The sequence below is a fragment of the Mycobacterium cajalii genome (genome assembly GCF_045809005.2).
Lineage (GTDB): Bacteria > Actinomycetota > Actinomycetes > Mycobacteriales > Mycobacteriaceae > Mycobacterium.
Genome location: NZ_CM141436.1, coordinates 6,047,113 through 6,060,317, shown reverse-complemented (window position 1 = coordinate 6,060,317; position 13,205 = coordinate 6,047,113). Strand labels below are relative to the sequence as shown.

The window sequence follows — 13,205 nt, the reverse complement described above, 5'->3', positions numbered from 1 at the left end:
TCGGCCCTCGCCGCTCTAGGACCCATGGCCCTGGCAATCGGGGTCTCTCGCGAAATCGGCATATCAAGATATTGACAATTCTCGAATTGCGTTGCAAGCTCCCAGGAGCTTGCGGTGCGTCTATCGACTGGAGACCAGTGTGTCCAAGGTTCCTGATCTCGGGTTTCGGTCCCCACGCGCCGGCGGGACCAATGGGGATGGCCGATACCGTGGCTTACCGGAATCCTGAAGCCCTGGCCACGCCCGAGTGGCTCGCCGAGCATCTCGACGATCCGTCGGTCCGGGTGGTGGATGCCCGGTTCGCCATCCGGGCTGCTGCCGAGGGCACGCTTGTCGGTGCCGGCGAGCGGGACGCCTATCGTGAGGCCCACATTCCGGGCGCGGTGTTCGTCGACGTGATGAGCGACCTCTCGGATCCCGATGACCCGTCCGTGGTGGTACCGCCGGAGCCGTTCGGGGAACTGATGGGTCGCCTCGGGATCGGCGACGAGACCACGGTGGTGGTCTACGACGGCCAAGGAGGAACCTGGGCTGCGCGGCTGTGGTGGGCTCTGCGCTACTACGGCCACGACGCCGTCATGCTGCTCGACGGCGGTTTCACCTGCTGGCAGGCGAAGGGATTCCCGCTCGACAGCGGGGTTCCCGACCCTTCGCCGACGACGTTCACCGCCCGGGTCCGGCCCGAGCTCCGGGTCGACGCCGACCAAGTGGCTCAAGCCATCGGTTGTGACGACGTCTGCATCGTCGACGCGCTGCCCGAAATCTTCTTCACCGGTGCCGCCTGCCTGTACCCGACCCACCGGGCCGGTCATATCCCGACCGCCCACAACGTGCCGGCTCCGTCCCACGTGGACCCGGCCACCCATTGCTTGCGCTCCGCCACCGAGCTGGCCCGGCTGTGGGAGCCGGTCGGGCTGGAGCCTTCTCGCCGCGTCATCACCTACTGCGGCGGTGGCGTGTTCGGAGCCTTCGCCCTCTTCGCGCTCCACGTCATGGGACACGAGAACGCCGCCCTCTACGACGCCTCGTGGATGGAATGGGGCGCCGATCCCACCCGACCGGTGGAGACCGGACCGCGAGCTGTGAAACAGGATCAACACCAACCGACGAACCTAGGACGGCAGTGATGGCTCGAATCAAACTCATCGACCCCGACCAAGCGGCCGGACGGACCCGCGAGGTCTTCGAGCGGGTGAAGGCGTATTACAAAATGGTGCCTGGCCTGCAGCGGGGATTGAACTACCTGCCCGAGACCACGGATGCGTTGTGGACCCTGAGCCTGAACACGGCAATGGAGGGGAGCATCCGCGAAGAACTCAAGCGCGTGTTCTTCGCGGTGACCGCCTATGAGGTCGAGTGTGAGTACTGCACCGCGGCCCACATGATCGCCCTGATGGGCAAGAAGTGGAGCCGCCAGGAGTGCGTGGATCTCATCGAGGGCACACCGTCTCCGCGTCTGACCGACAAGGAGAACGCCGCGGTGGACTTCGCCCGGATGGTCGCTCGTCGTCCGGCCGGCGTGACCGACGAGATGACCGACAACTTGAGAGCATTCGGATGGACCGATGCCGAGATCGTGGAGATCGTGGCCTCGGTTGCGTTGATGCGCTACACGACCACGGTGGCCAGTGCCCTCGACGTGCCGCTCGAAGAGGCGATGGAAGGCGTCGGGGTGAGTTGCGGCGTGCCGCTCGATCGGCTCGAGGGTTGAGGCAACGAGATACCTGTCGACGGACCTCAGCGGTTTTCAGAGCCGGGTCCGCTGGTGGATGTCTTCAGTGAACTCGGCGAGCACGGCCTCGGTCAGCGAGGGCCGGGTCTCGGCGATTGCCGCGAGGTAGTCCTCGGTGCGCGACGGCTCGCCACGGTTGAATTCGATCTCGCGCTCGAAGCCGGATTGCGCGCCCTTGCGGGCAGCGAACTCGATATCGGCCGGAGTGAACATCTCGCTGGCCACCACCAGTTGATCGATATCGACCGAATCGGCGGCCGGTCCGAGATATCTGGCCCAGATCGCGGCTCGCGCCGTCGCGTCCGGGGGTCCGATCGGGATGAGGTAGTCGAATCGCCCGGGTCGCAGAAAAGCCGAATCCAGGGATCGCACCGAGTTCGTCGCGCAGATCAACAGCCGGTCGTCGCGCTGGCGAAACGCCGGGATCAATTTGAGCAGTTCGTTGGTGACGCCGTGTGCCGGGTCGCAGCGCTCGCCCGAACGTGATCCGGCGATTTCCTCGACCTCATCGATGAACACCACCACGGACTCCAGTTCCATCAGTGTCACGAAGGCCTCGCGCAGCGCGCTCGCCAGGGCAACATCTGGTGCGGCAAGGCGCGACGGGAGCAGTTCGACGAACGGCCAGCCGAGCCGACCGGCAACGGCCTTGGCGAAGCTGGTCTTCCCGGTCCCCGGGGGCCCGAACAAGATGACCGCCTTCGGCGGCGAGACGCCATATTTCTCGGCGATGTTCGGCTCGGTCAGCGGCAGCACGATCCGCCGCTCCACGACCTCCTTCTCCGATTCCATCCCGCCCATCGCGTTCCACAGGCCGCGGGGCATCGTCTGGGCGCCGAGTTCGGCCAGCAGACCCGCGTCCGAGGAGCCGACGGTGTCGACCTTTTCGAAAAACGACAGGTCGGTCCGTTCCCGGTAGCCGGAGTTGCGCAGTGCCGCCGCGCCGGTCGCCTCCGCCGGTAGTAACGCACCAACACGCCGCGCGCCGAGCGTGCGTAACCGCATCTCGAGCTCACCCAGAAGTGCGCTGCCGACGCCGCGATTGCGCCACCGGTTGTTGAGGCCGAGGAGCGAGATCCACGCTCGTTCGCCATGGAATTCGGCGACCGCAATACCGGCCAGCTCGTCGCCGACGACGGCGACCACCGCGGGCCGTCCCGATCTGGCTGCCGCGACCACCTCGGAGATCGGAAAGGCCGGCGGCGGGTCGCCCGGGTGGCGGCTCTGGTCCCACACCAAGATCGCCTGATCGAGGTCATCGTCGTGAAAGTCGCGCAACCGCCATGGCGGCATCGGCTGCACCTCCTTGCCAGGGGACGGCGCTGACGGCGGCCCCCTCGCGGACAACACTTTGTCCGTCATTCTCTCATACCCCTGGGGGCATAGTCACGCCCCGGCGCGGCCCTTTGCCGGGGACCGAATTCGGAGTACCGTCGAGAAAGTAGTTGCCCCGCATGAGGAGCTGCCCGTCCAAGTCCGGCCCGACCGGGAGGAGCGGCTATGACCGTTGAGACGCCCCCTGTTCCTTCTTCTTCGCTGCGAGCGCGGCGGCCGTTCCCGGCTCGGTTGGGCCCCAAGGGAAATCTGATTTACCGCCTGGTCACGACGACCGACCACAAGATGATCGGGATCATGTACGTGGTGACCTGCTACGCGATGTTTTTCGTGGGCGGGCTGATGGCTCTGTTCATGCGCACCGAGCTGGCTTCGCCGGGACTGCAGTTCTTGTCCAACGAGCAGTACAACCAGCTGTTCACCATGCACGGCACCATCATGCTGCTGTTGTATGCCACCCCGATCGTGTTCGGCTTCGCCAATCTGGTTCTGCCGCTGCAGATCGGGGCCCCCGATGTCGCGTTTCCCCGGCTGAACGCCTTTTCCTACTGGCTGTTTCTGTTCGGCGGGCTGGTCGCGCTAGCGGGCTTCATCACCCCCGGCGGTGCCGCCGATTTCGGCTGGACCGCCTACACCCCGCTGGCAGACGCCATCCACTCGCCCGGCGCGGGCGGTGATCTGTGGATCACCGGCCTGATCGTCGCCGGCTTGGGCACCATCCTGGGCGCGGTCAACATGATCACCACCGTGGTGTGTATGCGCGCACCGGGGATGACGATGTTTCGGATGCCGATCTTCACCTGGAACATTCTGGTGACGTCGATTCTGGTGTTGCTGGCGTTCCCGATCCTGACCGCTGCCCTGTTCGGGCTGGCGGCCGACCGGCACCTGGGGGCGCACGTCTTCGACCCGGCCAACGGCGGAGTTCTCTTGTGGCAGCACCTGTTCTGGTTCTTCGGACACCCCGAGGTCTACATCGTGGCGCTGCCATTTTTCGGCATCGTCACCGAGATCATCCCCGTATTCAGCCGCAAACCCGTCTTCGGCTACACCACCCTGGTGTATGCCACCCTGGCCATCGGCGGATTGTCGATGACGGTGTGGGCGCACCACATGTTCGCCACCGGCGCGGTGCTGTTGCCGTTTTTCGCGATCACCTCGTATCTGATCGCGATCCCCACCGGGATCAAGTTCTTCAACTGGACGGGCACGATGTGGAAGGGGCAGCTGACTTTTGAAACCCCGATGCTGTTCTCGGTCGGATTTTTGGTGACGTTTCTGCTGGGCGGATTGTCCGGCGTGCTGTTGGCCAGCCCGCCGCTGGATTTCCACGTCACCGACACCTATTTCGTGGTCGCGCACTTCCATTACACGCTGTTCGGCACCATCGTGTTCTCTACTTTTGCCGGGGTGTACTTCTGGTTCCCGAAGATGACGGGCCGGCTGCTCGACGAGCGGCTGGGCAAGTTGCACTTCTGGCTGACGCTGATCGGTTTCAACACGACGTTTTTGGTGCAGCACTGGCTGGGCAACATGGGCATGCCGCGCCGCTATGCCGACTACCTGCCCACCGACGGCTTCACCGCGCTCAACGTCGTCTCGACGGTCGGAGCGTTCATTCTGGGCGTGTCGATGCTGCCCTTCATCTGGAATGTGTTCAAATCCTGGCGTTACGGCGAGCCCGTCACCGTCGACGACCCGTGGGGTTACGGCAATTCGCTGGAGTGGGCCACCAGCTGCCCGCCGCCGCGGCACAACTTCTACGAGTTGCCCAGGATCCGATCCGAACGTCCGGCGTTCGAACTGCACCACCCGGAGATGGTGGCGCGCATGCGCGCCGAATCCCACGTCGGCCGCCACCGCGAGGTGGTCACCGAATCCGGCGTGGTGGCGAGTCCACGCGCATAGCGAAGATGCTCCGGATCACCGCGGAACGAACACCGCGGAATATACCCAGTCGGGTATGTGTTGCGGATACTACTGACGCAGGCCTGAAAGGATCACCATGACCAGTGCCCCAGATACCGACCAGCACTTGACGAGCATGCCCCGTATCGGTGACCCGGCTCCCGCGTTCAGCGCCGCCACCACCCAGGGGGAAATCAACTTCCCTGCCGACTATGCCGGTAAATGGGTGATCCTGTTCTCCCACCCGGCCGACTTCACCCCGGTGTGCACCAGCGAATTCATGACCTTCGCCTCGATGCAACAGCAATTCGCCGCCTACAACACCGAGTTGGTCGGGTTGTCCGTCGACGGACTCGCCAGCCACATCGCCTGGTTGCGCACGATCAAGGACAAGATCACCTTCCGCGACATGCACGAGGTGGAGGTCACCTTCCCACTGATCGAGGACGTGTCGATGGCGGTCGCGCAGAAATACGGGATGATCATGCCCGGCGAAGACTCCACCAAGGCGGTGCGCGCGGTCTTCGTGATCGACCCCAAAGGCGTGATCCGGGCCATCATCTACTACCCATTGAGCCTCGGCCGCAACTTCGACGAGTTGCTGCGCGTCGTGCAGGCCCTGCAGACGGCCGACCACTTCGACGTCGCGACGCCGGCGGACTGGCGCCCGGGTGACTCCGTGATCGTCCCCACCGCGGGCACCTGCGGCACCGCCAAGGAACGGATGGACGGTCACGTCGACGGCGTCGAATGTCAAGACTGGTTCTTTTGCACCAAAAAGATCACCGCCGACGAGGTCGAATCCGCAATCCGGGTTCCGAGCGCCACCTAGCCAGATGGCCGGCGCTTCGTCCGGCACGTGTTCTCACGCTCGTGGAGTCAGATCAAGCGATCGGCCCACCAATGGTCGCCGGGCAGGTCGCAGCCGGGCCGCAGCCGTGCAGAGCGCGAGCGCCGAGGCGCTCTCGGGACACGCGACCACCACGGGGACGCCGCGGTCGCCGGATTCGCGAAGCGCGACGTCCACAGGTATCTTTCCGACCACCTCGCAACCGATTTCGGCTGCCAGCTGCTCACCGCCACCGGCGCCGAACAGGGTGCTGGGCTGCGCGCAGTGTGGGCACACCAGTTCGCTCATGTTCTCGATCACCCCCGCGACCGGCATGCCCACCTGCTGTGCCAGCGCGCCCACTCTGCCGGCCACCGAACGCGCCGCGGGCTGGGGGGTGGTGACCGCGACCAGCGCGGCGTCGGGGAGCAACTCGAGCACCGAGAGAGTCACGTCGCCCGTTCCCGGCGGCAGATCCAGGATCAGCACGTCGAGGTCTCCCCAGAAGGTGTCGGTGACGAACTGGGTGAGCGCCTTGTGCAGCATCGGGCCGCGCCACACGATCGGCTCGTCGGGGCTGACGAAGAAACCCAGTGACATCAAGGCGACGCCGTGCGCGTGAACCGGAAGCATCCGACCGTTCATCGCCACGGGTGCGCGGCGCACCCCGAAGAGCTGAGGCACCGAGTATCCCCACACGTCGGCGTCGATGAGTCCGACGCGACGGCCCCGCCGAGCCAGCGCCACCGCGAGATTCGCGGCGATGCTGGACTTGCCCACACCGCCTTTTCCGCTGGCGATCGCGTAGATCTCGCACGGATCCGAGGTGCGGCGGCCGTCGATCGCGTAGCGAGCGGCGTGGTCGCGTTCGTCGGGCGACATCGTCGACAGTCGCACCTCGCAGCGCTTCACCCCGGCTACCCCGGCGGCGGCGGCGGCGACGTCGCGCCGAATCTGTTCGTACATTGGGCAGTTCGGCGTGGTCAACGCGATGTCGATGCGTACCCGGCCTCGGCCGCGGACCTCGATGTGGCGCACCATGCCCAATTCGCCCAGCCGACAACGAAGTTCCGGGTCGACAACATCACCCACGACTGAGCGCACCTGCGCAGCGATCGCCTGCCGGTCGGTCATGGCGCCGACTCCGCGAGCATTGCCAACACCGTAACAGTGTGCGTGGTGCGGGCGGCCCACCACTGCGAAGTCGGGTCGTTTCGTTCGCCGCGTCGCTTCACCCACGTTTTCGCCTGCGCACACAGCCACTGCAGTGTGGCCCGCGTGTCTTGGGCGAGCATCCCTTTCAGGGCAAACCGGCGCTCCCCGCGACGGTATCCCACGCCGATAGCTGCTGCCCCGGACGACAGCGCTCGGTGGGTGAGCACCATTCCGCATCTGATCGGACTGACCACGGCATCGAGCAATTCGTCGAATTCGCAATCCACGTCCAAAGCGTCCGGGGCCGTGCGCAGCGCCAGCGGCAGCGCCTCTGAGGCGCGCACCCGCGGCTGCTCTTCGGTCAGCACCGCCAGGGTGAGGTCCGCCCATGCCGTGATCGCGTCGCAGCCCAGATCTGCTGCGGCGCAGAGATAACCAGGCGCCCACGACCAGATGTGTTCGAAGAGCAGTGCATCGGCGACACGTCGATCATGGTCGGCACCGGTGTCCCGCAGTCCGGCGTAACACATCAACAGCACTCCGAGATGGTCGGCGTCGGCGGGCGGATCCGCGCCGGCCGCACGCCAGAATCCCTCGATCCGGTCCAGCCCGTGCCCGCCCAGCTTGCCTTCGAACCCGAGGTGGATGGCCGCGTGCGGCGGCGCCGCAAGGATGAAGGCCTCGGTGTGTTCGGCGGCGGTGATGCGCGCAAGACCCAGCGCGTCGGTCACCCGATCGGTCGCCGGCGGCGGCGAGTAGGCGATCGCGCCGAGCGCACGCAGCAATTCGCCGCGGTCGGTGTTGGCCTGCAGCAGAACATCTGACGTGGTCATCGGTTTGGGATCTGATAGGCGTCACCCGACGGTTTGAGGGGACGCATCAGCCAATGCGGGCGGCGCGTTCCGTCTGGTGTGACGGTCGGCGCACCGCGCGTCATCGCCAGCCACCGGCGGTACACCATGCGGGCTTTGGCGGTGTCCACGCAGATGTCGCCGGCCCGATCATCGCGGCCCGCCGGTGTCACCCGCACCGCCTGGTGCCAGCAGTGCATTCCCGAGATCGGGTCCGGCTGAACCGGGAACGTGAGGTTTTGGTGCACACCGGTGTCGCCCCACCAGATGCGTTGCGTATCAGGGTCGCTGCTTGTGTAGGGTTCGACGGGCCGCAGCCTACGCATCGACCAGGCGGACCCGTCTCGGTCCAGGTCGACGGTGGCCATCATGGCGCGCGCCCCGTTCGGCTCGCCCGCGGTGCGCCAGCGTCCCATGTGATGGCTGCAGGCGACCACGCCCGGCCGGATGCCTTCGGTGATCCAGGCTTTGGCGACGAAATGCCCGATCGCGGTCTCGACCCGCACCAGGTCGCCGGTCTTTGCCACACCGAACCGCGCTGCGTCAGTGGGGTGAATCCATACCGGGTTCGTGTGGGCCAATTCGTCGAGCCACTTGGAGTTGGCGGTTCGGGTGTGCACCTGCGTGGGTACGCGAAACGTCGAGAGCAGCACCACCTGATCATCGGCCAGCTGATCGGGGTGAACGTGGCTGGTGATGTAGCCGGGCAGCGCGTGCTCGGGCCAACCCCATGCCGCCAGCGTCGACGAATAGAACTCGAGCAGACCCGACGGGGTCGGAAATCCCCGCAGAATCCGCCCGTCAACGAGAACACCGACGGCCCGCCGTCCCTGCTCGTCGGGATCCGGCGAGGCGATCGGAACCGTATTGACGGCGTCGTGTTCGGGTGCGGCGGTGTACACCCGTCCGGCGGGGCTGATATGCGTGTCGAGCAACTCCTCGGCGCGAACCTCGCTTTCATGGATTGCACCGATGCCTCGCGCGATCTCGAACGCCCCATAACGGCGCATGAATTCCAGCGCGGTCACGCCCTCGTGTGCGGCCCGTTCGGGCAGTCCCGGCACGGAATTGTCGAACATCCAGCCGTAATACTCGTCGACGGTGAGCTTCTCGCCGGGCCGGGCCCGCGATTCGTGGTATTGGCGGATGCCCAGGCTGCCGTCCGGGTCGATCCGCCAGGACAGCTCGATCCAAAACTCGTTCTCCTCCCACACCTCGCCCGGGTTGACGTGGCGGGTGTCGGTGATCGATTCGCCCAGCCGCTGCCGCGCGGCACGCAGCACCGGCTGCCGGAACCCGATCCACTGCCCGTCGTACTGCTCGTAGGAGTGGGTGTCGTGCCGCTCGGAGGCGTGTCCCATCGGCAGCACCCAGTCGGCCAGATACGCCGATTCGCTCCACGTCGGGGTCAATGCGACGTAGCAGCCGACGGCCTGCTCGTCGGTGAGCACCTCCATCCACGACAAGCCGTCAGGATTGTTCCACACCGGGTTGTACACCCGGTTGAAGTACACGTCGAGGCGGCCCCGGCCGTCTTTGATCAAATGCGGCAGCAGGAAAGACATTTCGTTCTGGGCCAGCGGATACTCCAGCGGCCAGCTCAGGTCCTGCCACACCGCCGGATCCGGTGGTGTGTGAATGGGCTTGGGCACGAACTTGTTCCAGGCGTTGGGAAAGGTTCCGCCCTCGGTACCCACCGCGCCGAGCAGCGCCGACAGCAAGAACACCGTCCGCGACACCTGCCATCCGCCGAGATTGGAGGCGGCCGCAGATCGCCAGCAGTGTGCCGCGAACCGGGTGCCGGCCTGCGCCACCGTTTCGGCCACCGCCCGCAGCGTGTGTGCGGCAATTCCGGATTCCGCTGCGACGAAGTCGAAAGTGTACGTGTCGTACAAGCGCCGAAGTTCGGCTTCGAAGGAGGCGAAGGTAGGCGGCAGCTCGGGCGCACAGGCGTGCAGGTACTCCGCCCAGTTCCACCACCGGCGGACGAATTCCCTGTCATAGCGGCCGGTGGTGATGAGGTGGCGGGCAATGGCCAGGTTGATCGCGGCCTCGCTGCCGGGCTGCGGTGAAAGCCAGTAATCGGCGTGGGTTGCGGTGTTGGACAACCGGGTGTCGAGCACGATCACCTTGGCCCCGTTCGCCCTGGCCTCGGTGATCCGCTGCGCGTGTGGGTTGAAGTAGTGCCCGGTCTCCAAATGCGAGCTGATCAGGTAGATGACCTTGGCGTTGGCGTGGTCGGGGCTGGGTCGATCGATGCCCATCCAGAACTGGTAGCCGGTGCGGCCCCCGCTCGAGCAGACGTTGGTGTGCGAATTGTGGCCGTCCACTCCCCAGCTGGCCAGCACCCGCTCGGTGTAGCCGTCCTCGCCGGGACGGCCGAGATGCACCATGATCTCGTTCTGCCGGTGCTCGGTGATCGCCGCGCGCAGGCGTTGCGCGAGCGCATCGAGGGCCTCGTCCCAGCTGACGCGCTGCCACTGCCCGCCCCCGCGCGGACCAATGCGTTTGAGCGGATAGAGGATCCGGTCGGGGTCGGTGACCTGGTTGATGGTCGCCGGGCCCTTCGCGCAGTTCCGTCCCCGCGACCCGGGATGTTCGGGATTGCCTTCGAACTTGCGGACCTGCAGTGAGTCCCGGTCGACATAGGCCAGCAGCCCGCAGGCCGATTCACAGTTGAAACACGTCGTCGGAACCAGCAGGTAGCTGTGTTCGACACGCCGCGGCCACGATCGCGAGTCCAGCTCTACCCAGTTGTCCCAGCGTTCTTTGGGTGGAAACGACGCCAGGTGGGCCGCGCTGGGGCCTTGATAGAAGGTCTCGCCGCGCTGCTCGACGGCGCGCCGTGCCGCCGACACCCGCCTGGCGAGCTGGTCGATCTCCGGTGCCGCGCGTTTGCGCATCGCTATCCGTTTCCTTCCTCAGGCCAGCGGAACCGCCTGCCCGGCCTGGATGTAGGCGTGCTCGTGGGCAAGCAGTCCGATCAGCACGAACGGCACGGCGACCCAACCGATCCACGGCGCGGCCACCGCCACCGCGACACCGCCGATACCGACCCAGAAGAACGGTGCGAACCGGCCCCGGACCATCTCGTGGATCGCCAGGTGCGCGTGGGCGGTGACGTGCGGCATCGCCACCTCGGCCCACACCAAGAGAATTTGCGCGGCGGCGGCCGCCATGATGACTTCGGTGGCGACCAGGGCACGGTGCGGGGCGTAGCCGGCGGCCAGCAGAAACGGCAGCAGGCCGGCCGCGCCGGCTAATATCGCCTGCAACACCAGATGCACGGGAAGCAAAGCGCTCTGCCACAGATCGCGAGCCTTGGCCTGGGCGAACAGAAAAGCGGTGTAGTACGCGGTGACCAGCGCCGAGGGCACTGCGAGGATTCCGCTGGCCCGTTGCAACCACCCCACATCGAAGATGACGGCCGCCAGATACACGCCGAGGATCCCGCCGTAGCCGCTGAGCATGAACGCCCCGCGCACCAGCCAGCTGCGCCATTGCGGTCGGGTGAAGATCAGGTAGAAGCGAAACGGATGCTTCAGATCCCAGGTCAACAAGACGCCGGTGATCGCCAGAAACGCCAGCGATCCGAGGGGCGCGATCCACCGTGTCAACGGATCGTCCCAGTCGTTCTCGCCGATCAGCGTCAGGCCGACCGCCACCATCAGGAGGCCGGCGGCAAGGCTTTTCGTCCACGTGTAGAGACTCACCCGCCACCCCCAGGGAGCGCGGTGGGGGACGTCGTAGGACACCAGTGCTGCCGCCGAGGAGACCGCACCAACCGGGTGACCTGACGTCGCCAGTTGCGGATCGGCGGGACCCTGGGTCGCCCACGCGTACAACCCCCCGTCCGGCCGGCGCGCCGCCAGCGGGTCCAGGGTGGCCTGGTGGGCACCGAGATAGAACACCCCCGGCCCGGTTTCCTTCTCAGGTCGTCGCACCACAGCAGGCCGACGGTTGATGAGTTCGGCGACTTTGGACGAGGAATCCTCCAGGTCGCCGACGAGGATCGCCTCGGTGGGGCACACCGTCACGCAGGCGGGCTCCAAGCCGATGTCGAGGCGGTGGGCGCACATGTTGCACTTCTCCGCGGAGTGGTCTTCCGGGTTGATGAAGATGGCGTCATAGGGGCATGCGGCCATGCACGCCTTGCAGCCGATGCAGATGCTCTTGTCGAAGTCGACGATCCCGTCGGACCTCTTGTACATGGCCCGGGTGGGGCAGGCGGTCACGCAGGGGGCGTCGGTGCACTGATTGCATCGCGTCACCTGAAACGCGCGGCGCGCCTCCGGGAATTTGCCGACATCCACCGACTTGACGTAGGTCCGGTTCACCCCCAGCGGGACCTCGTTCTCGCTTTTACATGCGGTGCTGCACGCGTGGCAGCCGATGCAGCGAGTCTGGTCGAGAACCTTCACCCATCGCCCGACTTGGGGGGAGTCGACAGCCATCTCCCCGATTTCGGTGCGGGGTTGGCTTTGTTGGCCCACCCTGGTCAACCTACCGCTACCAGTAACGGTATGCAATTGAGCCGGTTGAATCATCAAAACCGTTGGGGTGATCAAGAAGTCATGATATTGCCAACCTGGAGGGCCGGCAAACCCCGGTCGCTTCAATAGCCACTGAGCAGTCGGCGAACACGCCCGAGAATGTCGGGTCCAACTCGACTGTGAATCCGCGACGGGTCAGCTGGCCGTCGTCCCCACAACAGCAGGACCCGTGCGGCCTCGTCGGTTTCCAGTGTCGTCGGTCCGTCCGGCTCCGCCAAGGCGACCGACGTCGAACCATTGTCAGCCGTGATCACGACGTCTTGTGACCAACGGACACGCAGCCGGGCCTCGAATCGCTCGCCGGGCGCAAGCCCAAGCTGCTGGGCTCCTTTGGCCAGCAGCGGCCGGCCCACCGCGACCACACTGTGGGTCGTCATCCACGGTTGGGCCAGTCGCGCCTGTGCCGCCGCGTCGTCGCCGGTGATGTCCCAGCCGTGCAGGACGAGTTCCTCTCGGACGTGTTCGGCGAACCACGGCACCTTCATCGTGCGGCCGGCCCAGGCAACGTCAGTATCGGTGGGGACGTCGGCGGCGGCTGCTGCCACTTCGTTGAAGGCGGCCATCGCCCTGTGCAGCGCCTCCCACAGATCCGCGTCGTTCAAGGCACGCAGCGGGCCCTCACGTTCATCAAAGCCACGCGTGTCAGCCCTTTCGCCTTCGAGGTGCTTGCCCAGCACCCGGGCGAGTTCTTCGGCGCCTGCGGCGATATGGATGACGAGGTCGCGCACCGTCCAGGCTTCGCACCACGTGCCGGCGTCGGGCCGGTGCTGCGCAACCGCGTCCAGGAAGGGTTGCCACTCCGGAAACCGGTCGGTGTCGATCTTTGCGCCCATGAGACCCAT

The 13,205-nt window shown here is 66.0% G+C and carries 10 protein-coding genes; 4 read left to right on the top strand and 6 right to left on the bottom strand.

All coding sequences use genetic code 11. The features are described 5' to 3' along the window. Positions 1-197 precede the first annotated feature (197 nt). Both ACJ512_RS29110 and ACJ512_RS29105 read left to right on the top strand, forming a co-directional pair. The gene (locus tag ACJ512_RS29110; RefSeq protein WP_407685371.1) at positions 198-1,127 is read left to right on the top strand and encodes a sulfurtransferase; all 930 of its coding nucleotides are present in this window, start codon (positions 198-200) and stop codon (positions 1,125-1,127) included. Further along, positions 1,127-1,711 (top strand): carboxymuconolactone decarboxylase family protein, encoded by a 585-nt coding sequence (locus ACJ512_RS29105; protein ID WP_407685370.1) that lies wholly within the window; start codon positions 1,127-1,129, stop codon positions 1,709-1,711. Before ACJ512_RS29110 ends, ACJ512_RS29105 begins: the two co-directional genes overlap by 1 nt. 36 nt (positions 1,712-1,747) lie before the next feature. Here ACJ512_RS29105 and ACJ512_RS29100 read toward each other — a convergent pair whose 3' ends face one another. Beyond that, positions 1,748-3,025: an ATP-binding protein gene (locus ACJ512_RS29100; RefSeq protein WP_407685369.1), complete on the bottom strand. Its 1,278-nt coding sequence runs from the start codon at positions 3,023-3,025 to the stop codon at positions 1,748-1,750. A gap of 207 nt (positions 3,026-3,232) precedes the next feature. Between ACJ512_RS29100 and ctaD the strand changes: the two genes are divergently transcribed. Next, positions 3,233-4,975, top strand: a complete 1,743-nt coding sequence (ctaD, locus tag ACJ512_RS29095; protein ID WP_407685368.1) for an aa3-type cytochrome oxidase subunit I — start codon at positions 3,233-3,235, stop codon at positions 4,973-4,975. A gap of 136 nt (positions 4,976-5,111) precedes the next feature. Then, the gene (locus ACJ512_RS29090; RefSeq protein ID WP_407685397.1) at positions 5,112-5,807 is read left to right on the top strand and encodes a peroxiredoxin; all 696 of its coding nucleotides are present in this window, start codon (positions 5,112-5,114) and stop codon (positions 5,805-5,807) included. A 33-nt stretch (positions 5,808-5,840) separates the two neighbouring features. Here the strand turns inward: ACJ512_RS29090 and ACJ512_RS29085 are convergent, their stop codons facing one another. From ACJ512_RS29085 to ACJ512_RS29065, 5 genes are all read right to left on the bottom strand, one after another. After that, on the bottom strand, positions 5,841-6,938 hold the full coding sequence (locus ACJ512_RS29085; protein WP_407685367.1) for an Mrp/NBP35 family ATP-binding protein: 1,098 nt from the start codon (positions 6,936-6,938) through the stop codon (positions 5,841-5,843). Next, on the bottom strand, positions 6,935-7,792 hold the full coding sequence (locus tag ACJ512_RS29080) for a molecular chaperone TorD family protein (protein ID WP_407685366.1): 858 nt from the start codon (positions 7,790-7,792) through the stop codon (positions 6,935-6,937). Before ACJ512_RS29080 ends, ACJ512_RS29085 begins: the two co-directional genes overlap by 4 nt. Further along, a complete protein-coding gene (locus ACJ512_RS29075) occupies positions 7,789-10,713 on the bottom strand; it encodes a molybdopterin dinucleotide binding domain-containing protein (RefSeq protein ID WP_407685365.1) in 2,925 nt (974 codons plus the stop codon). The genes ACJ512_RS29080 and ACJ512_RS29075 overlap by 4 nt, the downstream gene beginning before the upstream one ends. 18 nt (positions 10,714-10,731) lie before the next feature. Beyond that, on the bottom strand, positions 10,732-12,264 hold the full coding sequence (locus tag ACJ512_RS29070) for a 4Fe-4S dicluster domain-containing protein (protein ID WP_407685364.1): 1,533 nt from the start codon (positions 12,262-12,264) through the stop codon (positions 10,732-10,734). A gap of 161 nt (positions 12,265-12,425) precedes the next feature. Continuing rightward, positions 12,426-13,196: a maleylpyruvate isomerase N-terminal domain-containing protein gene (locus ACJ512_RS29065; RefSeq protein WP_407685363.1), complete on the bottom strand. Its 771-nt coding sequence runs from the start codon at positions 13,194-13,196 to the stop codon at positions 12,426-12,428. Positions 13,197-13,205: the final 9 nt, after the last annotated feature.

Coding starts and splice junctions, on each gene's coding strand:
- ctaD (WP_407685368.1), top strand. CDS start 3,233: ATGACCGTTGAGACGCCCCCTGTTCCTTCTTCTTCGCTGCGAGCGCGG.
- ACJ512_RS29090 (WP_407685397.1), top strand. CDS start 5,112: ATGCCCCGTATCGGTGACCCGGCTCCCGCGTTCAGCGCCGCCACCACC.
- ACJ512_RS29110 (WP_407685371.1), top strand. CDS start 198: ATGGCCGATACCGTGGCTTACCGGAATCCTGAAGCCCTGGCCACGCCC.
- ACJ512_RS29065 (WP_407685363.1), bottom strand. CDS start 13,196: ATGGGCGCAAAGATCGACACCGACCGGTTTCCGGAGTGGCAACCCTTC.
- ACJ512_RS29075 (WP_407685365.1), bottom strand. CDS start 10,713: ATGCGCAAACGCGCGGCACCGGAGATCGACCAGCTCGCCAGGCGGGTG.
- ACJ512_RS29100 (WP_407685369.1), bottom strand. CDS start 3,025: ATGCCGCCATGGCGGTTGCGCGACTTTCACGACGATGACCTCGATCAG.
- ACJ512_RS29080 (WP_407685366.1), bottom strand. CDS start 7,792: ATGACCACGTCAGATGTTCTGCTGCAGGCCAACACCGACCGCGGCGAA.
- ACJ512_RS29085 (WP_407685367.1), bottom strand. CDS start 6,938: ATGACCGACCGGCAGGCGATCGCTGCGCAGGTGCGCTCAGTCGTGGGT.
- ACJ512_RS29070 (WP_407685364.1), bottom strand. CDS start 12,264: ATGGCTGTCGACTCCCCCCAAGTCGGGCGATGGGTGAAGGTTCTCGAC.
- ACJ512_RS29105 (WP_407685370.1), top strand. CDS start 1,127: ATGGCTCGAATCAAACTCATCGACCCCGACCAAGCGGCCGGACGGACC.